We start from the raw sequence: 24,559 nt of genomic DNA, 5'->3' as shown, positions 1-24,559 counted from the left end.
ACGTAGATTATTCTTTTTTTCACAAGATTGTTGCAGGAATGAACAGAAATATGTAATTTTGCGGCTTGAAAAAGATATTAATCATTGAAAATTATGAAAAGAAACATTGTAAAAGCGGCGATATTATGCCTCGTGGCATTTGCCTATCAGACAGCGACAGCCCAAAGTGACTTAGGAAGCATCCTCAACAACGTGCTCGGCGGAAACAGTTCGTCGGATAACGTCATCTCAGGTCTCACTTCAATATTCTCCTCCAAGAAACAAGCATCCGAAAAGAATATTGTCGGCACATGGACATACGAAGAACCTGCAATAGTACTTAAGTCGGAAAACGTTCTCACAAACGCTGCGGCAAAGGTAGCGGCATCGTCGCTTGAAAAAAAACTCCAGACACAACTGGAAAAGGTCGGGCTGAAGAAAGGCGCAATGACACTTACCTTCAAAAGCGACGGCACTTTTACCGAAACCTTCGGCAAGAAGAAATATAGCGGGAAATGGAGCATTAAAGACTCTAAGCTAAACCTTATCCACAACTACCGCACCACCACCCTCACCACTCAGATAGAGGGCAACCAACTGATGTTTGTCACCGATGCCACCAAGCTCCTCTCCTTCCTGAAACAGATTGGCAGCACATCAACAAACTCAACAATATCTACAGTAACTTCGTTAATGAAGAATGTCAACGGCATGCAATGTGGTGTGACATTAGTTAAAAAGAATTGAAAAATGCGTTAAAAAAACATAAGCAGTATGCAAAACACAAAATATTCCATTTCGATAAAGATATTTTTTTGTACCTTTGCACTCGCTGCCACGGGATGGCAGCATTAATTCAAACTTACAAATAAAAAATTAAAACAAAAAAATGGCAACAAAAATCAGATTACAGCGCGGCGGCCGTAAGGGTTATGCGTTCTACAGCATCGTTATCGCCGACGCACGTGCACCACGTGATGGTAGATTTACTGAAAAAATTGGTACTTACAATCCTAACACCAATCCAGCCACAGTAGATTTGAATTTCGACAGAGCCCTTTATTGGATTGAGTGTGGAGCTCAGCCTACAGACACTGTACGCAGCATCCTCAGCCATGAAGGTGTTTACCTGATGAAGCATCTCCGTGGAGGTGTGAAGAAGGGAGCTTTCGACGAGGCAGCAGCTCAGAAGAAGTTCGACGCTTGGAAAGCCGACAAGACCAAGGGAGCTGATGCTATCCGCGAGAACGAGGCAAAGGCAAAGAAAGAGGCTTATGCAAAGGAGCTCGAGGCAGAGAAGAAGATTAATGCAGAGATTGCGAAGAAGGTAGCTGAGAAGAAGGCTGCAGCCGCAGCTGCTCAGGCAGAAGCCGAGGCAGCATCTAACGCAGAAGCGACAGAAGAGGCACCTGCTGAAGCATAATCATCTACTTTATGCAAAAAATAGAAATAGGAAGGGAATTAGATCCCCTTCCTATTTTTTGTCTTAACTATCCAGAAACAGAATAATCAAGGAAGTTATTGTTACTAACTATCCGGAAACAGAATATCAAGTAAGCTTTTGATACTGACCATCCGAAGACAGGATTCAAGTGAATCCCAGAACCATATTTTGTAGAAGGTTGACGAATCATGAAAAAAAACATAACTCATCAACCATTTTTTCGTGTTATAATTTCTTCGGCGAATATATTGCATTCCACCAAGAGTCGTCTCCTTTAAGATATTTCTGGAACCATGCGAGAATGGAATTAATCCAGACTGTGCGTTTTGCAGGATCCATGATTCCATGATTTTCTCCTTCCACCTCAATAAATGCTGTAGGCACACCAAGAAGGCGCAATGCAGTGTACATCTGAATAGACTCTCCTACAGGCACATTAGTGTCGGCTGTTCCATGAGTGAAGAGGATAGGTTTCTTTATTTTGTCAGCGTTAAACAGAGGAGAGCGATCTACGAACAGGTCTTTGCGTGTCCATGGATAGCTGTTGGCTGCAGAAGTCTCGCTATACGAATATCCCCAATAGCCTTCTCCCCAGTAGCTGGTATGGTCGCTGATACCTGCATGGGATACTCCGCAAGCAAATGGATTGTCTTTGGTCATCATATACTGAGTCATAAATCCTCCATAAGACGCAGACACGCAACCTATGTGTTCTTCGTCACATTGAGGAACGTCCTTCACAAACTGTCGGGTAGCGTCAATTATATCCTGTGCCACGCCCTCTCCCATTGTATTCACGTGTCTCGAAGCCCATTCTTGTCCAAAGCCAGAAGCTCCTGACGGATTGACCGAGAATACGATATAACCGAGAGCATTCCAGTAGTGTGCAGGATAATGTGTTCCATTACCGAAGCGTCTTGACGTTGGTGAACATCCTCCATAATAATTCACTATTACTGGATATTTTTTCGCTGGGTCAAAGTCAGCTGGAAGATTATAGAAACCAGTGACTGCATATCCTCTGGAAGTCATGAAACTCCATGGTTTCACAGTTCCCAGTTTTATGTTTTCAAACATCTCCTTATTAGGAGCCAAGACAAGAGCACATTTTGGTGTCTTTGCAGGCGTCACTATGTTCCATGCCTCGTATGGCACACAGTTTGAACATCCATAGACGAGGATGTTTCCTCCTTCGCGTGCTATGCTAAGTCCGCTGAGCACCTCCATTGGTTGTTTAATCATCACTGGCTGGAGCGTTTTCGCGTCAAGACGATAGAGGCTGACGCTGTCGCCATTTTGCGCGGTGAAATATGCGCACTTGTCGGCATAAGAATAGTCGATACTCTCTATGCTCATGCGAAGGTCGGCTGTGATCGGGATAATCTTCTTGGTTGCCGTATCCATGAGATAGAGATAATAGTCGTACATGCTCGGAGTCTTGCCCTTTGGCACTCTGTTTCCTATACCACCAAACGACTCTGGGCTTGCCTTGAACAGCACCTTGCCCTCATTGCCCATATACATGGCATTGCCTATGAATCCATCTTTTTCCACCAACATTCTACAGTCCATGGTCTGCAAGTTGAGATCGTAATAAGTTTGGCGTGTGGTAGGCCTTTGTTCGAGCGAGTCGGAAGCTACAGAGAAGAGCATATGTCGTCCGTCGGAAGTGATATCGCTTACATATACAGGCTTGTATGTGTATGTAAGAGGAACGATCTGCCCAGTAGCGAAGTCGAAGCGTGCAAGCGAGTAGCGGTTGCGCCATCCTGGTTGTCTGTCGTCAGGATGTACTATTTCATAGACACCTTGTTCCTTGGCTGGTCCATTTTGCGACTTCATAAGTATAGCGAAATCCTCTGTTGGAGAGATATAGAAATAATCGTCGGGCATTTCTCCTACTATCGTCGTCACTTTTCCTGTAGAAGGCTCTACAGTCTTCAGTTGTAGTTTGCCGCCTTCTTCCTCTGTGTAGTAATAACGGTCTGAGTTTGGCATCCATGTTGCCTGTTCTGATATTTCCCTTTTCTGTCCAGTCTTTAAATCTACGAGTTGTGTCACGGCTTGGGTTTTGTTTATAGCGTCAATCCATCGATAGCTAATCAGCGCCCATCGTCCAGACTTTGACAGTGAAGCTCCTGCCACCACCCTTGTGGCAAGCACATCCCTCATGGTGAATCGGTGTTTGCCGTCTTCCAATATCTTTATGTTGTCATTGGGAATAGAGATGTCGATTCCCATACTGTCAGCTACGAACTTCAATCTTATCGTATGGAATCCCGGCTGCAAGTCAAAGGAGCCTGTTTTCTCATAGCCATCAGCATACACCTTATATTTCTTTGTTCCTTTTACATCGAGTTTTATCCCTTTCAGATACTTGGTTGCATCGACATCAAATCCCAATACGTGAAATTTCGCCGTGTCGAGAGCGAGCGAGTTTACATCGACTATGGGTTTATTGTCGGTGATGGACATCGCCACAGTACTATTGACAAGGTTGTCTGTTGTGAATTTCACTTGTTTGTTGTCGATACTGTCGAGGACCACAGGTTGTTGCATTGTAAACGGTCCTGCGTATCTCACCCATTTCACTCGGGTGTCGGCAGTTGAAGTAGCGGCAGCCATTACCAATGGCAGCATCGCCAGGGAAAGCTTTCCAAAGATGTTCATGTGCGTTATGCTTGTTAATTGAAATTTGCTTTATTATTGTGTTTTAATATTTTATATACAGACTCATATTCCTTCGCCACCTTCACGTATTCGTGATGTTTTTCTACATATTCCATGCTTTCGTGTTTCAGCCTCATCACCCGTTGGTGGTCTGTCACGAGTTGCTGGAGTTCATGTACCACGCTTTGGTATGTAGGTTCCACATTGACGATAGGGCGCAAGTGCTGTTCGTTAATAATCTCATAGTTCTCACGTTCACCACCGCCTACGCATACTATTCCTTTCGACATGGCGAGAAGAGTGTTCATCGAAGGAGTGTAACTATAGAGCTGGTCGAGTAGGACATCGGCAGAGTCTATCATTTTCTTGTATTCGTCAAAAGGCACTGATTCTGCTACCACGAGCCTTGTCCTGTCGGGAAATCTGTTAACCACCTCTTTGGCAGCCTCAAGCATGATGTCAGTCCCCTTATACTGGCTTCTCTGCTTGTTTATTCCGACAAAGATATTGAGGATGCCATTTTCAATCTGCTTAATACCCTTGTCATGCGGCATCTCTATAGGATAAGGAATAAAGCATGTTTTCCTTGTGAAGAGCGGTTTGTAGCAAGCATAGTATTCGTATAGTCCCGCCACTATCGCATCTGCATCCTCTGCTATATATCTGTTGAGCCGTTCCTTCTCGGTACCTATCCAGTCTCGTTTTTCCCTCAAGGCATCGTTGTCATTTCTCAAGACATCACCGATATTAAAATCGCTGTATCTCAAGAATTTCCTCTCGCAGCATCCGTTCACCCAATAATAGTCCATGCCGTATGCACCCATAACTATGTTTTTGTTCATAAGCCTCAGCAGTCGGTAGAGTGCCATGTTCCGTTGCGCCTTCAGTTCCACGAACATTGGGTTTATCAGTTGCACCACGTCGTATCCAACAAGACGAGGCATGACGGTGCAAATCTTAGCCATCAGCCCTACTCCGCCCCATTTCCCCACCTTTCTGTCGAGGTCGATGTCACGCGGGTAGTTTTTCCAGAAGTCGCCGTTCGAGGCCACAGTCACCTCATGTCCCAGTACTCTCAAACCTCGTGCAAGAGTGGCATGCACGTTGCTGTATTCCCCAAGTAGCAGTATTTTCATTTTGTAATTGTTCAAATAGCCAGTCATTCCGCAATTATCAGTGCCAATAGCTGGCCATACCTTTAATTCCATCTTTTCATCAAGGGCAATCCCATGAGCATCACGTTGCGTCCCCATTTTGTTTTTATCAGTTTGCCAAACAAGGCATATTTTTTTGTATAAGCCTTTTCAGGCATCGGGAATAGTCCCTCTTTTTCGAGCCGTTCAATTCTCTCATCGAGGAAACGCCTTGAGTGAGTCAGAATTATGATATTATAGAGATAGTCCATGGTGAGTTGCGCTATCCGCCGCTGTAGCGCTTGGCGCTCCACATGTGGCAGAGTGTCGGTTTTTCTATAGAGTCTCATAATGACCGTCTCCATATCGTCGAGTCTTTTCACCTTCCACCTTTTGTCGCGGTTGCTCATGGTAGTTCCCTGATGTTGTCGATAGAAATAAGCTGGCGAGTCGGTGACGTATAGCCGTTCGCATCTCAGAACGAGCTGCGGTGTAAACTCCTCGTCCTCGTGGTAGATATCCTCTGGGTATCTCAAGTTATGCAGGATGTCTTTCTTGAATACATATCCGCACGCCATTCCCCTGAGGTTATTGTTTCTCATGAACTCGGCACCTGTAAACGCCTTTTCCGGCGGCAGCGTGACCTGCATTTCCCCGTCATCTTTTGTAGTGTGACCGAACATCACCATATCGGGATCAGCATATCTCACCACGTCGATACACTGTTCGTAGTAGAACTTCACGAGTTTGTCGTCAGCATCCACAAACTGCAGATATTCACCCGTTGCCATCATGATTCCGGTATTACGTGCTGCACCGGGTCCGGCATTAGGTTTCCTCACATAAATCACATCGTCGGCATAAGCCATAAGACTATTCATCGGGCAGACGTCAGATCCGTCGTCTATCACGACCACCTGCCTCTCATCTTTACTCAGCGAGAGATTGATTATGCTTTCCACACATTCTATCAGCATGGCAACATCCTCGTTGTGATAAGTCACCACAAACGAGATGAGCGGTCTCTGTCTTCTATTGCTATCAATGTTCATGAATTATGTCGTATTAATAAGAGAAATCATTTATTTTTGCAAAAGTACAAAGAAAAAACCATTTCCCCATCTTATTTTTCATTTTTCTTCACATATTATACAATAATAAAAGGAAATTAGCGTTTTTTTTATCGTATGGCAAACGATTTCTCGTCATCAGACAACTATCGCCACGTACTAAAGTACACAAGCATTTTTGGCAGCGTGCAGGGTTTGAACATTCTCATCGGCCTTGTACGCAACAAGGTTATTGCATTGCTATTAGGTCCCGGCGGCATGGGTTTGGTTTCTCTGTTCAACACCATCTCCACCTTCATTTCCCAGGCCACGAGTTTAGGCATCTCATTTAGTGCTGTACGCCGCATATCAGAGCTGTATGACACTGGCGACAGTAGCTCGTTGCGTCATTATGCCAAGGTAGTGAGAGGATGGACACTTCTCATCACTCTGGCTGGTTTTCTCCTGAGCATCGTTCTGAGTCCGCTTTTTAACAAGCTCTCGTTTTCCTGGGGCGACCACACTCTTCATTATGCGCTTCTTGCCCCTGCCATAGCCATGATGGCGATAACGGGTTGCGAGACTGCCATTCTCAAGGGGACTCGCTGTCTTCGGGCACTTGCCACTGTGCAGGTATCTACGGCTATTCTCGTTCTTCTCACCACCACGCCATTATATTATTTCTTTGGCGAATCAGCGATAGTGCCGGTCATCACCCTGACCGCTTTCATCACGATGGTGTTCACCCTTCGCCATTCCCTTCGTATTGTTCCACTTTCTCTGAGCGGAGCTTTCGGCATGCTTGGCGAGGGCATGGACATGATCCGTCTTGGCGTCTCGTTCACCCTTGCCGGCATCATCGGCAGTGGCGCCGAGATGATCGTTCGTTCTTACCTGAATGTCGCTGGCAACCTTGACATGGTAGGTCTTTACAACTCAGCCTATATGCTAACGGTGACATACGGAGGCATGGTATTCTCAGCCATGGAGAACGACTACTATCCTCGTCTGTCGGCAGCAGGCAGCCGCAAGCAGATGACAAAGATTGTCAATTGTCAGATTGAGGTGGCCCTGACGATGCTCTCCCCGATGGTAGCCGCATTGATCGTCTTCCTTCCCATTGTCATTCCCCTGTTATTCTCCTACACTTTTTCCCCCGTTGTCCCGATGGCTCAGGTCAGCGTGTTCACCTTATTAGCAAAGGCATTGTCGATGCCGTTATGCTACATCAACCTTGCTAAGGGTTGTTCGTTGGCATACCTCATCATCGAGGGAACGTATTATCTCGTGTTTATCTTTCTTGTCATCTTCGGCTTCAAGCATCTCGGTCTTATCGGCACAGGCATAGCCATCACCATTGCCCATTTAGCAGAGTTAGTCATAGTATATGTTTACTCCCGTGTGAAGTTTGGTTTCAGGTTTTCGCGCCAAACCCTACTGTCGATCATGATCCACACACCGTTATGCGCCATTTGTTATATCTTAACGTTCGGCACGCAATCCGTTACCTATTGGATTTCGGGTACAGCCCTTGTGTCGATTATCACCATTCTGTCGTTCCGCAGGCTCAAGAACAGCACTCGCAAGAAAGCGTAAACCTTTACGTGTATTTTTCCTTCAAAAAATTACCTTGATTGCAAAAATATATGTACTTTTGCAGCGTCAAAACTGAAAATAACAATATAAATAAAATATTTGGATATGAAACCACTAAACAAAGTATTTGCTCCAAAGAGCGTCATGCCTGAAAAGGTTATTCAGTTCGGCGAGGGAAACTTCCTTCGTGCATTCGTAGATTGGATCATCTGGAACATGAACCAAAAGACCGATTTCAATGGTTCTGTCGTTGTAGTTCAGCCAATAGAAAAGGGAATGGTTGATTGGCTCAACGCTCAGGACTGCCTCTATCACGTCAACCTTCAGGGACGCGAGAATGGCAAGCCTGTAAATACGCTTGAGCGCATCGACTGTATCAGCCGAGCCCTCAACCCATATAGCCAGAATGCCGCTTTCATGGCACTGGCCGACCAGCCCGAGATTCGTTTCGTCATTTCCAACACCACCGAGGCAGGTATTGCCTTCGACCCGTCATGTAAGCTCGAAGACGCTCCAGCTTCGTCTTATCCAGGCAAGCTTGTCCAGTTGCTCTACCGTCGTTGGCAGACCTTCAATGGCGATCCTACAAAGGGTCTTATCATCTTCCCGTGCGAGCTCATCTTCCTGAACGGGCACGTGCTGAAAGACTGCATCAACAAGTATATCGAGTTGTGGCAATTGCCTTCAGAGTTCAAGGAGTGGTTTGACAACAGTTGCGGTGTTTATGCCACACTCGTTGACCGTATTGTTCCAGGCTTCCCACGCAAGGAGATTGCTCAGATACAGGAGAAGATATCATACCGGGACAATCTCGTCGTTCAGGCAGAGACATTCCACCTTTGGGTTATCGAAGCTCCGAAAGAAGTAGCCAAGGAGTTCCCCGCCGATAAGGCAGGTCTTCATGTGCTTTTCGTTCCTTCAGAGGAGCCATATCACAAGCGCAAGGTGACATTGCTCAACGGTCCTCACACTGTTCTCTCGCCTGTGGCTTTCCTCAGTGGAGTAAACATTGTGCGCGACGCATGCAACCATGAGGTTATCTCGAAATACATCCACAAGGTTCAGTTTGACGAGCTCATGCAGACACTCGACCTTCCTATCGAGGAGTTGGAAAAGTTTGCAAGCGACGTTCTTGAGCGCTTTGACAATCCGTATGTTGACCATCAGGTGACGAGCATCATGCTCAACTCGTTCCCGAAGTTCTGCGCACGCGATCTTCCAGGTGTCAAGACCTACCTCGAGCGCAAGGGCGAACTGCCAAAGGGTTTGGTATTCGGTCTTGCCGCAATCATCACCTACTATAAGGGTGGCAAGCGTGAGGACGGCGTGGAAATCGTTCCAAACGACGCACAAGAAATCATGGACCTGCTGAAGGAGCTTTGGGCAACTGGCGACACACAGAAGGTTGCCGACGGTGTGCTTGGCGCCACAAGCATCTGGGCAGAAGACCTCAACAAAGTGGAAGGTCTTAACACTATGGTTAAGCAGTATCTCGACCTCATCCAGGCTAAAGGTATGCTTGAGGCAGTAAAGACTATCCTCTAATCGATTCTCAAAAACAAACTACCAAAATACACAATCTTGATTTTATATAACCCACTAAGCAATGAAAAGCCGCAGGTTGTCCTCTGAAGGACTTGCCTGCGGCAATTCTTTTTATCCGGAAACGATGTAATTCCCATTTGTCAAACCAGATGATATTTCTATTTGTCAGACAAGATGTTCTGAAAATTTTTCCAGAGACGAAGTCGAATGCTTATAATCCGAAGACGTCAGCTACTGGTTTGAACGTGATTTTTCCATCCACTATGTTCAGTCCTTTTGCGAGAGCCGGGTCATCTTCACACGCCTTTTCCCATCCCTTGTCTGCCAGTGCGATGGCATAACGCAGCGTAGCGTTAGTAAGAGCGATGGTTGAGGTGTTTGGTACGGCGCCTGGAATATTTGCCACGGCATAATGCACAATTCCATCTACCTCATAAACAGGTTCGCTATGAGTAGTTGGTCTCGAGGTTTCGAAACATCCTCCTTGGTCTATTGCCACATCTACGAGCACTGTTCCCGGTTCCATAAGCTTAAGCATGTCTCTTGTGATGAGGTGTGGAGCTTTGTCGCCAGGAATGAGCACCGAGCCCACAACGATATCCACGTCGCGCAGTTCGCGTTTGATGTTATGTTTTGAAGAGTAGATAGTGTTGACGTTAGGCGGCATTTCCACCGAGAGTTTTCTTAGCAGTGGCAGCGAGATGTCGGCGATGACCACGTCAGCTCCCATTCCTGCAGCGACACGAGCGGCAGCCTGTCCAACTATTCCACCACCGAGTACTAGCACCTTTGCCGGTCTTACTCCGGGCACTCCGCAGATGAGTTTTCCTTTTCCTCCTTTTGTTTTTTGCAGATAATAAGCTCCGTTTATTGTTGCCATACGTCCAGCCACTTCGCTCATTGGAATTAGCAGCGGCAGCGATCCGTCGTCGAGTTGTACGGTCTCATATGCGATACACACGCCTCTGCTCTTCATCATCGCCTCAGTGAGTTCGCGGTCGCAAGCGAAATGGAAATACGTGAACACCACCTGTCCTGGTTTCACCAGTGGATATTCAGGTTCGATAGGTTCTTTCACCTTTACTATCATGTCAGCTGCAGCATACACATCCTCAATGGTAGGCAGTATGCATGCTCCGGCATCAATATAGTGTTGGTCACTGAAGCTACTGCCCTCTCCTGCCGTATGTTGTACATAGACGGTATGGCCGTGCTTCACCAGTTCGGCAACTCCTGCAGGTGTCATTCCGACCCTGTTCTCGTTGTTCTTGATTTCTTTAGGAATACCGATAATCATAAGCTAAAAGTGTTTAGTTAATTTTTGGAACAATATAAAAAATCCGTACGCAAATATACGACAAAAAATCATTGCCGTCAATATTTGCGCACGGAATTTTTCCGTATGTTTATACAATTTAACTAAACTTGTTCAAAATACTCGTTCAGTTGCTTTACTGAAGCCTCGTCAACGTTAGTTATGTCGCTTTTTATTTCTCCGTGTTCCATTAGCAATATTCGTGTTGAGATATCCACGGTATGTGTGAGGTTGTGTGAGCTGACGATGACGGTTGCTCCTGTTTCCTTTGAGTAATTCTCGAGCAGTCTTTTCAGAATGTTCTGGCTTGTAGGGTCGAGGAAGTTGAAAGGTTCGTCGAGAATGAGTATCTCGGGCTGGGTCATCAGCGCGGATATGATGCCGACTTTCTGTTTGTTACCCGCCGAGAGGTTGCGTATTAGCAGGTTCCTTCCGAAGATCTCGCCTCCTGTAAAGTGCTGGTATTTCTCTTCGAGTTCCTTTACGGGGTCGTCTTTTGTTCCTGATATTCTGCTGATAAACTGGAAATACTCTTCTGGCGTGAGAAAGTCGATGAGGAATCCGTTGTCGATAAACGCGGCAGTGAAGTGTTTCCACTCTTCGCTCTGATCTACTCTTACCTCATTGAGTTCCACATATCCCTCGTCGGCCTTGAGCAGGTCGAGCAGTAGTCGGAAAAGAGTGGTCTTGCCGGCACCGTTATTGCCGACAAGACCTATTATTTCCCCTTTGTTGATTGTCAGTTCGGGAATATTGCATGCGCAAGTGTCCCCGAACGACTTTTTCAAGTTCTTTATTGTAATCATAAACGTCAACGCTTATACGAGTCCTCTACCGTGACAATTTTTGAATTTCTTTCCGCTGCCGCATGGGCAAGGGTCGTTTCGTCCAGGCATCTTGCTCTTCACCACGGGTTCGCGTCGTTGTGCCTGCTGTGCCCTTGTGTCTTGTGCGGCTGCAGCCTGCTGGTTAGGATCGACGAGTCTTTCCTCCTGTACCTGTTGTTTCGATTCCACGTAATGAGGTTTCTCCTTTGGCATTTCTGCCGGAGCTTCTTGTGGAGCCTGTTGCATCTCAGGTATTCCGCTTCTCATGAGGATGCTGACGATACGGTTGTTCATGTTGTTCACCATATTGTCGAACAGCTTCACGCTTTCGAGTTTGAAGATGAGCAGCGGGTCTTTCTGTTCGTAGGAAGCGTTTTGCACGCTGTGCTTGAGTTCGTCAAGTTCCCTGAGGTTCTCTTTCCAGCACTCGTCGATGATGTGCAGGAGAATCATCTTCTCAAACTCCTTGACAATGGTCTTGCAGTGCGAGTCGTACGCCTCTTTGAGGTTGCAAGGAATGTTGTACATGCGTCGTCCGTCGGTGAGCGGCACCATGATTCGCTCGTAGAAAGCGCCTTGGTTTTCATACACTTGCTGTATTATCGGCCATGCCACGTTCTGTATGCGTTCTGTTTTTCTGTTGAATGCCTCCATCACCTGTTGGAATGTGCGTTCTTCGAGTTCGTCTCTTCTGTCGTTGATAAATTGTTCCTGTGTGAACGGCACTTCCATAGCGAAGATATGAATGAATTCCTCTTTGCATCCCTCGTAGTCATTATTTTCGATAATGTTCACCACACGGTCCCAGAGCGTGTTAGAGATATCCATTCCTATGCGTTCTCCCATGAGGGCATGGCGTCGTTTGCCATATACGACGGTACGCTGTTTGTTCATCACGTCGTCATATTCGAGCAGTCGTTTACGAACTCCGAAGTGGTTTTCCTCCACCTTGCGTTGTGCTCTTTCTATGCTCTTTGATATCATCGGGCTTTCGATGCGTTCTCCCTCTTTGAATCCGAATCGGTCCATGACGCTTGCTATGCGCTCAGAGGCGAAGAGTCTCATGAGCTTGTCTTCGAGCGACACGTAGAAGACTGACGATCCTGGGTCGCCCTGTCGTCCGGCACGTCCTCTGAGCTGGCGGTCAACGCGTCTGCTCTCGTGTCTCTCTGTACCGATGATGGCGAGTCCTCCTGCCGCCTTCACCTCTGGCGACAGTTTGATGTCGGTACCACGTCCAGCCATGTTGGTAGCGATGGTCACGGCTCCGAGTCCGTTGGTGCTTTGTCCCGCGAGGGCCACGATGTCAGCTTCCTTCTGGTGTAGTTTTGCGTTGAGCACCTGACAAGGAATCTTTCTCATGTCGAGCATACGTTTGAGCAGTTCGGAAATCTCCACCGATGTTGTACCGACGAGACATGGTCTTCCGCTTTCTCTCATTGCCACGATTTCGTCGATCACGGCATTATATTTCTCACGGTTGGTCTTATATACTCGGTCGTCGAGGTCTTTTCGCGCTATTGGTCTGTTGGTAGGAATCTCCACCACGTCGAGTTTGTATATGTCCCAGAACTCTCCCGACTCAGTAGAAGCCGTACCGGTCATACCGGCGAGTTTGTGGTACATACGGAAGTAGTTCTGGAGTGTGATGGTGGCAAAGGTCTGTGTTGCGGCCTCCACTCTCACGTGTTCCTTGGCTTCCACGGCCTGGTGCAGTCCGTCGCTCCATCGGCGTCCTTCCATGATACGTCCTGTCTGCTCATCGACTATTTTCACTTCTCCGTCTATCACCACATATTCGTCGTCTCTGTTGAACATGGTGTAAGCCTTGAGCAACTGTTGTAGAGTGTGTACACGTTCGCTCTGCACGGCGTAGTGGTTGAGCAGTTCGTCTTTCTTTGTCACCCTTTCCTCGTCTGAGAGCTGTTCGTTTTCGAGGGCTGACAGTTGTCCTGCTATGTCTGGCAGCACGAAGAGGTCTTTGTCGTTGACTTGTCTTGCAAGCCAGTCAGTACCTTTGTCGGTGAGGTCGCAAGAGTTGAGTTTCTCATCCACGACGAAGTAAAGCGGTTCGACGGCCTCGGGCATTTTCCTGTTGTTGTTCTCCATGTATATCTCCTCGGTCTTGAGCATTCCCGCCTTTATTCCCTCTTCTGAGAGGAATTTGATGAGCGGTTTGTTCTTTGGCAGCGCCTTGTGCGAGCGATATAGCGAGAGGAATCCCGCGTCGAGTATTTTCTGGTCGTTTTTTTCGCGTCCTTCGCTTATCAGCTGTTTAGCTTCCGAGAGCAGCTGAGTGGCGAGTTTGCGCTGTACATCGACGAGTTTCTCCACCAGTGGCTGGTATTCCTCAAACATCTGGTCGTCGCCCTTTGGTACAGGTCCTGAGATGATTAGCGGAGTACGAGCGTCGTCGATGAGCACTGAGTCCACCTCATCGACGATGGCATAGTTATGTGCTCTCTGCACGAGGTCAGACGGTGCTGTGGCCATATTGTCGCGGAGGTAGTCGAAGCCGAATTCGTTGTTGGTACCGAATGTGATGTCAGCCTGGTAAGCGCGTCGGCGTTGTTCTGAGTTTGGCTGGTGCTTGTCGATGCAATCCACGCTGAGTCCGTGGAACATGTAGAGCGGTCCCATCCATTCCGAGTCACGTTTTGCGAGGTAGTCGTTGACGGTCACCACGTGAACGCCGTTTCCTGTCAGTGCGTTGAGGAACACAGGCAGTGTGGCGACGAGGGTCTTACCTTCACCGGTAGCCATCTCGGCAATTTTTCCTTGATGTAGCACGCATCCTCCGAAGAGCTGCACGTCGTAGTGCACCATTTCCCACTTGAGGTCGTTGCCTCCTGCAGTCCAGTGGTTGTGGTAAATGGCTTTTTCTCCATCAATGGTGATAAAGTCGTTGGCGGGGTTGGCAGCGAGTTCGCGGTCGAAGTCGCTTGCGGTGACGATGGTCTCCTCGTTGTTGGCGAAGCGCTTGGCGGTTTCCTTTACTATCGCGAACACCTGCGGCATAGCCTCGTTAAGCTTATCCTCATAGATCTCGAGGATTTCCTTTTCGAGTTTGTCTATCTGTTCGAATAGTTCTGCACGCTCGTCGATGGGCGTGTTTTCAATTGTCTCTTTGATGGCAGCTATCTGTGCCTTCTGTTCCTGTGCCGACGATTGGATGCGTTGTTGTATTTCCTTTGTCTTTGCGCGCAGCGCGTCGTTGTCGAGCTGTTCTATCTCTGGCGAGGCAGCTTTGATTTTTTCCACGAGAGGCTGTATGAGCTTCATGTCTCTCGAAGATTTGTCACCGAAGAGTGACTTCAGAAATTTGTTGAAATTCATTTTATCTTGTCTTTTTTTTTATCGAGTTTTGGAAAATCTTTGCAAAATTACGATTTTTTTTTCGTAATCGTGCATAAATAGTTGATTTTTTTGGTGTTGAACCTCTAAGAAGCTAAAAAAGCGGTCTAAAACAGCGGTTCAGCCCAGCATGCGTTGGGTGCCCTGATACGTATTGCCTTTGCCACCGTTGGCGCGATGCGATCCACGGTGACGGGTGTTGTTATGCGTTCTGGCTTTACGTTGGCTCCGTAAAACACTATGGGGAACGGTATGTATGAGGCTCGCGAGAGTTGTGTCTGCTGGTTGTCCTCGTTATACAGTCTCCACCCCGGCGTCACCTCTATGATGATGTCGCCGCAGTGTTCTGGATTGAATCCGTTGCGTATCTTTGTTATGTCGGGATTGGCGCTGGAAAGGAGTTGTGGCGAAGTATAAACGTTTCTCACTCCTGCCACCATGCCGAGAAATTCCTGTGCTCTTTGGCAGGCGTCGTTAAGGCTTATCCGTTTGCTTTCGAGGAACCGGTGGTTGAGGAATATCTGCGTCCCATAGCATGTGTCCACATATTTTCCCTGTCCCCAGAGTGCGCCGAAATACATGTTCAGCAGGCTTGCCGTCCGGTTGATGTAGAACGTGCCTGTAGGTATGCGGTACTTGGCATAGTCGGTGGTTTCCTCGTCGGCACATCCTGTGCTGGTGACGACGAAGAGGATATTCTTTTCGCCGAGTCTGAGTTCGAGGCTTGATATGAGTGCCGCGAGCTGCCTGTCGAGTCTCACGTAAGTGTCTTGCAGCTCTATCTGGTTGTCGTCGCTTGCCTCGTGTCGGAAGTTGCCTGCATAGTATGTGACGTTGAGCATGTCGGTGATTCCGTCCACGCCCATGTTGTTGCTTGTGACGCAGTGCAGCGCGGCCTTTGTCACGTTTTCGTTCACTAGTCCGCTGGTCTTGTAGTCAATGTATTGTGTGTCGCCGGTGAACTTGTGTTTGAAAGGTTTGGGGTTGTCTTCACGTAGGAAGTAGTTAAACTTCCCCACGTATTTGTTGTCGGGTTCCCATGTCTGGCTTGTGGTGACGCGGTATGCGGGGTTGATGGTGTTGTAGTTCTTCACCCATGCGGGCAGCTCCTCGCCGTAGTAATCCGACGAGCACCAGTTGCCTGTCTTGTCGTCTATCCACACTGCTCCGTCGGCTGCGTGTCCGGCAGCGAGAATGGCAGCGTTGCGGAATGGTGCTATTGAGTACACCTTTGCCTTTCCCTTCGTGGTAGCCTTGAGTTCGTCGCCTATGGTCGATGTGCTGACGTTGCGTGGCGATCCTCCCTCATCGGTCATCAGTCCTTGTGTCTTTTTGTCGTCAACGCAATAGACGGGTCTGAGTGTCTCCCTGTCGAGCCACATGTTTCCCACGAGGCTATTATAATAAGGTGTAGTTCCAGTCTGTACAGCGGTGATGGCCGCCGAGCAGTCTATTGGGGCGAAGGGATAGGCGGCATTGGTGAACACCAGTCCCTTGCTCACGAGTTTCTTGAATCCGTCGAGTGTATATAGCGGCGAGAAAGCCTCCATATAGTCAGCCCTGAGCTGGTCGATGGTGATGTTCACCACGAGTCTCGGAGCCTGTTGCATCACCTGTGCGTCCACGCTGAGCATCGAGATGAGCGTAGCGAGTAGCGTCAGTGTATGTTGTCTGCGGTTCATTATTGTTTATCTTTTCTTTTTTCAGTTAGTTACAATTACGGTTCATCCACACTCTTGTCAGCAAAGTCAGTGCCAGAAGCTCCATTCCCTCTGCATAGTCCTGCAATATCGAGCCGAAAAGGAAGATCGCGGTCGTCAAGGCGACTATTTTCCAGTAGCGTGTCTTACGTCGTCGCGCCACGTTAGCCATGAAGAAGAACGGGAGCGGATTGAGTATAAGTATCTGGAGATTAGTGCTTGTAGTGGGATGTTGCGAGAAGAACAGGGCTGCCACCAGGATGCCTGCCGTGCCTGTCAGCGCCATCAGCAGGAGGTCGAACACGACGAATGTCTTTCCGCGGTATAGCTCTACTGACAAAATGACAATCGCTGCCACAAGCAGCAGTGCGAAACACTGAAAAGGTGTCAGCGGGAATCCATCTTCCACAAACCTCACTCCCGGTTCCACGGCATAGCGGTTGTTGACCACCAACGGCCTGGTGCCCTTGTTGCTTCCCACCACTATCGCGTCCTGGAAGCTCTCCATGAGCTGTGAAGGCAGAAACTGTCTTTCCCTCCATCCTATCTCCCTGTCGGCGCCGAGACCGAGGCAGATGTCGTTGCCAAAGGTTATCCAGCGGTGGTTGCCCGTGCGCTCGTGCAGCAGTTTTCGGTATGTGATGCCGTGCATCTGGTCGGCCTGCGGTCCCGTTCCGTCCCTGTACTCGATCTTGTCGTCGATTATACTCTGCTCTATCATGTCTCGGGCACGCGTGGTGCAGTTGTCGTAGAGGCAGTTGTATCGATAGATGCGGTTTTCGGGACGGTAGTTGTCCTGAAGAGCCTTGTATAATTTCTTTTTCTCCTCTGACGAGAGGTTGAGCACCTGCTCTACCACGGAACTACCCCTCTTGGCATATTCGGTCTTAAAGATGTGGAACGGCACGACACCCAACTCATAGTCGGTGATGCCAAACGTGAAGCGCAACCCGAACAGCGGCTTGCGGAAGTCAAACACGCCATAGTTGAACGCCCAGTCCTCTCCCGTGCGCAAGTCGTGATAGCGCAGTGCGGTGTGCCCAAACACGCTGTAAACCTCGTTGTGGGGTGAACAGGTGAGTAAGCTCACTTCTACCGAATCGTCGTCAAAATGCACCTCATCGCTCGAACTCCAGCTTAACAAACTGATTGTCAGCGAGAAAGCTAAAAATAGCAGTCTTTTCACTATAATCATAGAATTTTTCACGGTGCAAATTTAATTTCTTTTTTTGACTTTTAATGCTTTTATCTCGTTTTTTTTCAATAATTTTGCACCCTGTAAACGAATTTATGCTTTATGAAGCTCACAATAGACATAGGAAACACGTGTGCAAAGCTTGCCGTTTTCGACGGGAAAGACATCATCGACTCCATCATCGTCGAGCACGACCAGCCCTTCAGAATCGCCCCGTTCTGCCAACGGCACGATATCGACGGCGGCATCTGGTCAACGGTGAAAGACCTCACTGCCGACTTCTGCGACTCCATCACGTCGCTCCCCTTCCCCATGCTTCAGCTGGTGCCGGGTGTGACGGCAGTGCCCGTCGAGGTGTGCTATTCCACACCGCTCACCCTCGGTCCCGACCGCCTCGCCGCCATCGTCGGCGCGTGGTCGCTCCATCGTGGCCACGACATTATGGTCATCGACATCGGCACGTGTATCACCTACGACCTCGTCACCTCCTCGGGACAATACCTCGGCGGCAACATCTCGCCGGGACCGAAGATGAGGTTCCGCGCCCTCAACACCTTCACCTCGCGACTGCCATTGCTGACACGCCAGGGCGACACGCCGACGGTGGGCTACGACACGGCAACAGCCATCCGAAGTGGCGTGATACATGGCATAAGACACGAAATAGAAGGCTATATCAGTGAAATTAAGTCAAAATATCCTAACCTTTTGGTTTATTTAACGGGAGGAGTCGATATCGATTTGCACAATTCAGAAAAAATGTGCACCTTTGCAGACAAATTCCTCGTCCATAGAGGTCTGAACACCATACTTCTCCATAACGAAGAACAAAATAAAGAATGAAAAAAAACATAGCAACACTTTTTGCGGCCATGGCAACAGCCCTTGCCGCCAGTGCCCAGAGCGGCACCAACTCTCCATACAGTCAGTATGGACTCGGCGTGCTGTCAGAACAAGCACAGGGATTCAACCGCGGCATGAACGGGTTGGGACTGGGTTTGCGCCAGTCTGACCAGGTCAACATGCTCAACCCCGCCTCCTACTCTGCCGTCGATTCCCTGACGATGATCTTCGACATGGGCCTCAGCGGACAGGTGACAAACTTCAAGGAAGGCAACCGTAAGCTCAACGCCAACAACGCTGATTTCGAATATGCCGTCGCCGCATTCCGACTGATGAAAAACGTGGGCTGCAGTTTCGGTATAGTACCGTTCAGCAATATCGGCTACAACTACTCTTCCACCACCACCGTGGGCGCATCGTCCACCACAACCACCGAGGCACATACCGGCTCGGGCGGCGTGCGGCAAGTATATCTCGGCGTCGGCGCAAAGCTCTTCAAAGGCCTCTCCATTGGTGTCAACGGCTCTTACCTTTGGGGCGACTACGACCGCTCGCTCACCATCAGCAGCAACGACGCGTATGTCAACACCATCACCAAGCAGTATGCCGTCAGCATCCATAGCTATAAGCTCGACTTTGGACTGCAGTACAGCCTCGACCTCACGAATACGGACAACGTCACCCTCGGCGCCACATACAGCCTCGGGCACAACCTCAACGCCGACCCGATGCTCGTCACCACCAACACCAACTCGCAGACCTCCATCTCCACCAGCGACACACTCTCCGTGAAAGACGGACTGAGCCTGCCTCACGCCTTCGCTGTGGGACTGGCGTGGTCACACAACAGGAAGTTTGTCGTGGGCGCCGACTATTCGCTGCAGCGATGGAGCAAACTCGCCTACCCCGAGTTCAATCCCGCCACAGGCGAGTATAAGGCCACCTACGGACTGCTCACCGACAGACATAAGCTCACAGTGGGCGGCGAGTGGATACCCAACTGGCAGAGCCGCAAGTTCTACAACCGCATTCACTACCGCCTCGGAGCGTCTTACGCCACACCTTATTTCAAAGTCAACGGCCACGACGGACCAAAGGAGATCAGCATCAGCGCTGGTTTCGGCATTCCATTGCTCGACAGGTGGAATCACTGCTCGTTCCTCAACATCAGCGGACAGTGGGTGAAGTCGTCGGCCAAAGACCTCATCACCGAAAACACTTTCCGCATCAATATTGGCCTCACCTTCAACGAAGGATGGTTCAACAAGTGGAAAGTGAACTAATAGACATTCGGAAGAATAGGACAAAAGAAAACAGAGAACAAAAACCACAACACATTGGATAGTTTTCCACCTTATAAATATATTAATAGAATGAGGGCTCTCGTCCTCGCAGCCATGACAATGGCGGTGTTTTCCTGCTCCGAGGAGGTGGAACACACCGCCCCTGCCATCCACGACCGCGACTCGGTGTCGATGATGACAAGCTACGGCGTCAACACGCTCATCTCCGACTCGGGAGTGATAAAATACAAGATCGTCACCGAGCGATGGGACGTCAACACCGTCAGACAGCCGTCGCGCTGGACCTTCATCTGCGGCATCTTTCTCGAACAGTTTGACGAGAAGTTCAATATCCAGGCTTACATACAGGCCGACACCGCGTGGTACTACGACCAGCTGAAACTCTGGGAACTGCGCGGCAGAGTTCGTGTGCGCAACGTCAACGGCCTGCGCTTCACGAGCGAGGAACTGTTCTGGGACGGCATCAAACACGAGTTCTATTCCAACAAGTTCTCACGTGTGGTCAGCCCCGAACGCACCCTGCAAGGCACCTATTTCCGTAGCGACGAACGTATGATAAAATACACAGTGTCAAACTCTAAAGGCTCGTTTGTGAAACCCGACGACAACGCTCCCGGCACCGCCTCCCAAGGCACCGCTCCAGGAACCACGGTTCCTGCCGACACCACCGCCGTGCCCGTGCTGCGCCCTGCCGCCACCAAACATGCCGCCACAAAAAAAACCGCCACGCCATGACAGACAACGTGATAGCACTCATAGTATCAATGGTGTTCTCGGCATTCTTCTCCGGCATGGAGATAGCTTTCGTGTCGAGCAACCGCATGCTCGCCGAGATGGAACGCGGCAAGAACGGCATACAGCAGAGAGCCATCGCCCTCTTCTACCGCCATCCAAACAACTTCGTCAGCACCATGCTCGTGGGCAACAACATCGCCCTCGTCATCTATGGCATACTCTTCGCCCAAATCTTCGACGCAACTCTCTTCGCCTCGCTCGGCGACGGCGAGCGCGTCACCGCCGACACCATAGCCTCCACCGTAGTGGTGCTGTTCACGGGCGAGTTCATACCGAAACTCATCTTCAAGAGCAACCCCAATACCATGCTCTCGTTCTTCGCCATCCCCGCCCTCGTGTGCTACATACTGCTCTACCCCATATCGCGCTTCGCCACACTGCTCTCAAAGTGGATGCTCGCCCTCGTGGGAGTGAAGATGCAGAAGGCAAAAGACGATATCGAGTTCGGAAAGGTCGATCTCGACTACCTCGTACAGAGCAGCATCGACAATGCGCAGAGCGACGACGAGATAGAAGAGGAGGTGAAGATCTTCCACAACGTGCTCGACTTCTCAGAGACACGCGTCAAAGATTGCATGGTGCCACGCACCGAGATCGAAGGTGTCAACATCGACGAGAGCGGAGTCGAGGAACTGAAAAACCAGTTTATCGAGACAGGCTTCTCAAAGCTCGTCGTCTATAAGGGCGACATAGACCATGTGGTCGGCTATATCCATTCCTCGGAGATGTTCCGCTCAGCCGCTACGTGGCGCGACAATATACGCACCATGCCCTTCGTGCCCGAGACCATGGCGGCAAAGAAACTCATGCAGACCTTCCTCCAGCAGAAGAAGAGCCTCGCCATCGTCGTTGATGAGTTTGGCGGCACCAGCGGACTCGTCTCGCTCGAAGACATCGTCGAGGAGATCTTCGGCGACATCGAGGACGAGCACGACAGCAACAACTACATAGCCCGCCGCACCGACGACGGCGAATACCTGCTCTCGGCACGTCTCGAGATAGAGAAAGCCAACGAGATGCTCGACCTCGACCTGCCTGAAAACGATGACTACATGACCGTCGGCGGCCTCATTCTACACGAGTATCAGAGCTTCCCCAAACTCAACGAAATAGTCAAGATTGGCAAATTAGAATTCAAGATTATTAAAAGCACAATGACCAAAATAGAGCTTGTAAAGCTAAAAATAACCGAATAAAACCATTTTTTTCCGTTTTTATTCCTTTATTTGATAATTATTTAGTAATTTTGTGCGCTAAAAGCGAAAACAAGGAAACAAAAAAAATAAAAAAACAAATAAAAAACAAGTAATGGCAGCATTAGGAACAATCAGAAAAAGAGGTGTGACCCTGATCGTCATCATCGGTCTCGGCCTCTTCGCATTCATTGCCGAAGAAGCGTTCCGCTCGTGCGAAGCTACCAGCAACGAGCAGCGTCAGCAAGTAGGCAAAGTGTTGGGAGAGAAAATCTCAGTACAGGATTTTCAGACTCTCGTTGACGAGTACCAGGAAGTAATCAAGATGACCCAAGGTCGCGACAATCTCTCCGAGGAAGAGCTCAACCAGGTCAAAGATCAGGTATGGAACAGCTACGTCAACAGCATTATCATGAAGAAAGAAGCAGAGAAACTCGGACTCACCGTCACCGACGCCGAGCTGCAGAACATCCTCAAGGAAGGCACCAACCCTATCTTGATGCAGACTCCGTTCGTCAACCAGCAGACCGGACGCTTCGACGCTTCACAACTCACCAAGTTTATCGCCGACTACAAGCAGGCACAGAAGTCTAACCCGCAGATGGCTGAGCAGTACAAGAGAATCTACGACTACTGGATGTTCATCGAGAAGACACTGCGCCAGCAGACTCTCGCACAGAAGTACCAGAACCTCCTCTCTCACTGCCTCATCTCCAACCCCGTGTCGGCCAAGATGGCATTCAACGACCAGAACGAGGAGAACGAAGTGCAGTTGGCTACTATAGCCTACTCTACCATCAACGACAGCAAGGTCACCATTAGCGAGGCTGACATCAAGGCCAAGTACGAGGAGCAAAAGGAGATGTACCGCCAGTATATCGAGACTCGCGACATCAAGTATGTTGACTTCCAGGTGACGGCGTCGCCAGCCGACCGCAAGGCCCTCGTGGCATCGATGAACGAGGCTCAGAAGAGCCTGCAGGAAGGCGCCGACCCCGCACAGACTGTACGCAAGGCCCAGTCGCAGGTGACTTTCACCGGCGTGCCCGTATCGTCTAAGGTCATGCCACGCGACATCGCCGCAAAGATCGACTCAATGGCGGTAGGTCAGACCACAGCTCCGTTCGAGACCGCTTACGACAACACCCTCAACGTAGTCAAGCTCATCAGCTCAGCACAGCTCCCCGACTCAGTAGAGTATCGCCTGATACAGGTGGGTGGCGAGACCGTGGATCAGGCTCGCCAGCGCGCCGACAGCATCTACAACGCCCTCAACGGCGGAGCCGACTTCGAGGCCATCGCCAAGAAATACGGTCAGGAAGGCAAGGCACAGTGGTTCACCTCGGCCATGTACGAAAGCGCACCTACCATCGATGCCGACACCAAAAAGTATATCGAGGCTCTCACACAGTCTGAAGGTTTGAAGAACGTGGAGGTTACACAAGGTAACATCATCCTCAAAGTCACCGCACGCAAGGCATTCACCACCAAGTATGTGGCAGCCATCGTAAAGCACACCATCGACTTCTCAAAGGCCACTTACTCTGCAGCCTACAACAAGTTCAGCCAGTTTGTAAGCGAGAGCCAGACTGCTGATGCTCTTGTCAACAACGCCAAGAAATATGGTTTCAAGGTGTCTGAGCGCGCCGACGTAGCCAACTCAGAGCACAACGTGGCTGGCGTACGCAGCACACGCGAGACCATGAAGTGGATCTTCGACGCCAAGGCAGGCGAGGTGTCGCCACTCTATGAGTGTGGCGACAACGATCATCTCCTCGTGGTGGCTCTCAGCGGCATCCACAAGGAAGGCTACCGCGACATCGCCTCTGTTAAAGACATGATCAAGTCTGAGGTGATCCGCGACAAGAAGTACGAGCAGATCGCAGCCAAGCTCAAAGGCGTCAACAGCGTCGATGCAGCCAAGGCCAAGGGCGCACAGGTCACCACCGTATCTCAGGTGACATTCGCCGCTCCAGCATTCATCCAGGCTACAGGTGCCAGCGAGCCTGCACTCAGCGGTGCCATCGCAGCCACCAAGGCTGGCCAGTTCTGTCCTCGTGTCATCAAGGGCAACGGTGGCGCATATATGTTTAAGGTAGTGAAGAAGGCTCAGCGTGGCGGCGCCAAGTTCGACGCCAAGGCCACAGAGGCTCAGCTCCGTCAGCAAGCTCTTCAGGCAGCCAGCCGTTTCATGAACGAGCTCTATCTAAAGGCCGAAGTGAAAGACAATCGCTACCTCTTCTTCTAAGTTCATTCACATTTATACCTATAATTCGCTAAGGCGGTGAGGCGCAACAAATACCCTCACCGCCTTTCTTCATCTCTTGCTCCAGTCTTTCCCACATAATCCTCCGATGAAAGCCAATGTGCCCGCCTCTGTAGGAAGCCTTCGACGGTATCAACTTGTCACTCTTCAACAGAGCATTCAACTTGTCAACCTCGTTTGATTGTTTTGCCAAGATGCAGCTTTCTTAGGTACAGAGATAGTAATTTTATTGTTACGTTCCAAGAAAAAGGCGGGAAAAAGTGGGAATATGATGAATTTTTTTTTCAAAACCAAGAAAATGCAGGTGAAAGTGGCTCGATAGCAGCATTAAGGGAATTGAGTCAAAAAGAC

17 protein-coding genes are annotated in these 24,559 nt (G+C 49.4%); 9 read left to right on the top strand and 8 right to left on the bottom strand.

All coding sequences use genetic code 11. From position 1 onward, the window contains the following. Window positions 1–93 precede the first annotated feature (93 nt). Together CIK99_RS05885 and CIK99_RS05880 are read left to right on the top strand one after the other, a co-directional pair. Entirely contained in the window at window positions 94–726 is a 633-nt protein-coding gene (locus CIK99_RS05885) for a lipocalin-like domain-containing protein (RefSeq protein WP_094380629.1), read from the top strand. 142 nt (window positions 727–868) lie between these two features. Further along, complete coding sequence (locus CIK99_RS05880) at window positions 869–1,402, top strand: 30S ribosomal protein S16 (protein WP_094380628.1); 534 nt, start codon at window positions 869–871, stop codon at window positions 1,400–1,402. Window positions 1,403–1,648: 246 nt separating this feature from the next. Here CIK99_RS05880 and CIK99_RS05875 read toward each other — a convergent pair whose 3' ends face one another. From CIK99_RS05875 to CIK99_RS05865, 3 genes are all read right to left on the bottom strand, one after another. Next, on the bottom strand, window positions 1,649–4,093 hold the full coding sequence (locus CIK99_RS05875; RefSeq protein WP_094380627.1) for a prolyl oligopeptidase family serine peptidase: 2,445 nt from the start codon (window positions 4,091–4,093) through the stop codon (window positions 1,649–1,651). 14 nt (window positions 4,094–4,107) lie between these two features. Then, entirely contained in the window at window positions 4,108–5,229 is a 1,122-nt protein-coding gene (locus CIK99_RS05870; RefSeq protein WP_094380660.1) for a glycosyltransferase, read from the bottom strand. Between the two features lie 62 nt (window positions 5,230–5,291). Beyond that, window positions 5,292–6,278, bottom strand: a complete 987-nt coding sequence (locus CIK99_RS05865) for a glycosyltransferase family 2 protein (protein ID WP_094380626.1) — start codon at window positions 6,276–6,278, stop codon at window positions 5,292–5,294. 135 nt (window positions 6,279–6,413) lie between these two features. Here CIK99_RS05865 and CIK99_RS05860 point away from each other — a divergent pair, with 135 nt between their 5' ends. After that, the gene (locus CIK99_RS05860; RefSeq protein ID WP_094380625.1) at window positions 6,414–7,871 is read left to right on the top strand and encodes an oligosaccharide flippase family protein; all 1,458 of its coding nucleotides are present in this window, start codon (window positions 6,414–6,416) and stop codon (window positions 7,869–7,871) included. Between the two features lie 105 nt (window positions 7,872–7,976). Further along, complete coding sequence (locus tag CIK99_RS05855) at window positions 7,977–9,416, top strand: tagaturonate reductase (protein WP_094380624.1); 1,440 nt, start codon at window positions 7,977–7,979, stop codon at window positions 9,414–9,416. 211 nt (window positions 9,417–9,627) lie between these two features. Here the strand turns inward: CIK99_RS05855 and ald are convergent, their stop codons facing one another. The 5 genes from ald to CIK99_RS05830 all read right to left on the bottom strand — a co-directional run bounded on the left by ald (window position 9,628) and on the right by CIK99_RS05830 (window position 17,807). Then, window positions 9,628–10,713 carry an alanine dehydrogenase gene (ald, locus tag CIK99_RS05850; protein ID WP_094380623.1) on the bottom strand — a complete coding sequence of 362 codons (1,086 nt, stop codon included), beginning with the start codon at window positions 10,711–10,713 and terminating at the stop codon, window positions 9,628–9,630. Between the two features lie 122 nt (window positions 10,714–10,835). Beyond that, window positions 10,836–11,537: an ATP-binding cassette domain-containing protein gene (locus CIK99_RS05845; protein ID WP_094380622.1), complete on the bottom strand. Its 702-nt coding sequence runs from the start codon at window positions 11,535–11,537 to the stop codon at window positions 10,836–10,838. A 12-nt stretch (window positions 11,538–11,549) separates the two neighbouring features. Further along, a complete protein-coding gene (secA, locus tag CIK99_RS05840) occupies window positions 11,550–14,894 on the bottom strand; it encodes a preprotein translocase subunit SecA (RefSeq protein ID WP_094380621.1) in 3,345 nt (1,114 codons plus the stop codon). Window positions 14,895–15,019: 125 nt separating this feature from the next. After that, window positions 15,020–16,594: an alkaline phosphatase family protein gene (locus CIK99_RS05835; protein ID WP_094380620.1), complete on the bottom strand. Its 1,575-nt coding sequence runs from the start codon at window positions 16,592–16,594 to the stop codon at window positions 15,020–15,022. 25 nt (window positions 16,595–16,619) lie between these two features. Further along, entirely contained in the window at window positions 16,620–17,807 is a 1,188-nt protein-coding gene (locus tag CIK99_RS05830) for a DUF4105 domain-containing protein (protein ID WP_094380619.1), read from the bottom strand. 102 nt (window positions 17,808–17,909) lie between these two features. Between CIK99_RS05830 and CIK99_RS05825 the strand changes: the two genes are divergently transcribed. The 5 genes from CIK99_RS05825 (at window position 17,910) to CIK99_RS05805 (ending at window position 24,190) form a co-directional block, all read left to right on the top strand. Continuing rightward, a complete protein-coding gene (locus CIK99_RS05825) occupies window positions 17,910–18,650 on the top strand; it encodes a type III pantothenate kinase (protein WP_094380618.1) in 741 nt (246 codons plus the stop codon). Next, a complete protein-coding gene (locus CIK99_RS05820) occupies window positions 18,647–19,933 on the top strand; it encodes a hypothetical protein (protein ID WP_094380617.1) in 1,287 nt (428 codons plus the stop codon). The genes CIK99_RS05825 and CIK99_RS05820 overlap by 4 nt, the downstream gene beginning before the upstream one ends. 90 nt (window positions 19,934–20,023) lie before the next feature. Continuing rightward, complete coding sequence (lptC, locus tag CIK99_RS05815) at window positions 20,024–20,689, top strand: LPS export ABC transporter periplasmic protein LptC (RefSeq protein WP_094380616.1); 666 nt, start codon at window positions 20,024–20,026, stop codon at window positions 20,687–20,689. Further along, window positions 20,686–21,945: a hemolysin family protein gene (locus tag CIK99_RS05810; RefSeq protein WP_094380615.1), complete on the top strand. Its 1,260-nt coding sequence runs from the start codon at window positions 20,686–20,688 to the stop codon at window positions 21,943–21,945. The genes lptC and CIK99_RS05810 overlap by 4 nt, the downstream gene beginning before the upstream one ends. A gap of 112 nt (window positions 21,946–22,057) precedes the next feature. Beyond that, window positions 22,058–24,190, top strand: a complete 2,133-nt coding sequence (locus CIK99_RS05805; protein ID WP_094380614.1) for a peptidylprolyl isomerase — start codon at window positions 22,058–22,060, stop codon at window positions 24,188–24,190. Window positions 24,191–24,559 lie beyond the last annotated feature (369 nt).

Origin of the sequence: Prevotella sp. P5-92 (assembly GCF_002251245.1) — a bacterium.
Classification (GTDB): domain Bacteria; phylum Bacteroidota; class Bacteroidia; order Bacteroidales; family Bacteroidaceae; genus Prevotella.
This window is presented reverse-complemented; position numbering and strand designations above follow the sequence as displayed.

What these genes read in the sequence shown, in the direction of transcription:
- CIK99_RS05805 (WP_094380614.1), top strand. Translation starts at nt 22,058, where the DNA reads ATGGCAGCATTAGGAACAATCAGAAAAAGAGGTGTGACCCTGATCGTC.
- CIK99_RS05885 (WP_094380629.1), top strand. Translation starts at nt 94, where the DNA reads ATGAAAAGAAACATTGTAAAAGCGGCGATATTATGCCTCGTGGCATTT.
- CIK99_RS05845 (WP_094380622.1), bottom strand. Translation starts at nt 11,537, where the DNA reads ATGATTACAATAAAGAACTTGAAAAAGTCGTTCGGGGACACTTGCGCA.
- CIK99_RS05810 (WP_094380615.1), top strand. Translation starts at nt 20,686, where the DNA reads ATGACAGACAACGTGATAGCACTCATAGTATCAATGGTGTTCTCGGCA.
- CIK99_RS05835 (WP_094380620.1), bottom strand. Translation starts at nt 16,594, where the DNA reads ATGAACCGCAGACAACATACACTGACGCTACTCGCTACGCTCATCTCG.
- CIK99_RS05875 (WP_094380627.1), bottom strand. Translation starts at nt 4,093, where the DNA reads ATGAACATCTTTGGAAAGCTTTCCCTGGCGATGCTGCCATTGGTAATG.
- CIK99_RS05855 (WP_094380624.1), top strand. Translation starts at nt 7,977, where the DNA reads ATGAAACCACTAAACAAAGTATTTGCTCCAAAGAGCGTCATGCCTGAA.
- CIK99_RS05860 (WP_094380625.1), top strand. Translation starts at nt 6,414, where the DNA reads ATGGCAAACGATTTCTCGTCATCAGACAACTATCGCCACGTACTAAAG.
- CIK99_RS05870 (WP_094380660.1), bottom strand. Translation starts at nt 5,229, where the DNA reads ATGAAAATACTGCTACTTGGGGAATACAGCAACGTGCATGCCACTCTT.
- CIK99_RS05880 (WP_094380628.1), top strand. Translation starts at nt 869, where the DNA reads ATGGCAACAAAAATCAGATTACAGCGCGGCGGCCGTAAGGGTTATGCG.
- CIK99_RS05865 (WP_094380626.1), bottom strand. Translation starts at nt 6,278, where the DNA reads ATGAACATTGATAGCAATAGAAGACAGAGACCGCTCATCTCGTTTGTG.
- lptC (WP_094380616.1), top strand. Translation starts at nt 20,024, where the DNA reads ATGAGGGCTCTCGTCCTCGCAGCCATGACAATGGCGGTGTTTTCCTGC.
- CIK99_RS05830 (WP_094380619.1), bottom strand. Translation starts at nt 17,807, where the DNA reads ATGATTATAGTGAAAAGACTGCTATTTTTAGCTTTCTCGCTGACAATC.
- ald (WP_094380623.1), bottom strand. Translation starts at nt 10,713, where the DNA reads ATGATTATCGGTATTCCTAAAGAAATCAAGAACAACGAGAACAGGGTC.
- CIK99_RS05820 (WP_094380617.1), top strand. Translation starts at nt 18,647, where the DNA reads ATGAAAAAAAACATAGCAACACTTTTTGCGGCCATGGCAACAGCCCTT.
- secA (WP_094380621.1), bottom strand. Translation starts at nt 14,894, where the DNA reads ATGAATTTCAACAAATTTCTGAAGTCACTCTTCGGTGACAAATCTTCG.
- CIK99_RS05825 (WP_094380618.1), top strand. Translation starts at nt 17,910, where the DNA reads ATGAAGCTCACAATAGACATAGGAAACACGTGTGCAAAGCTTGCCGTT.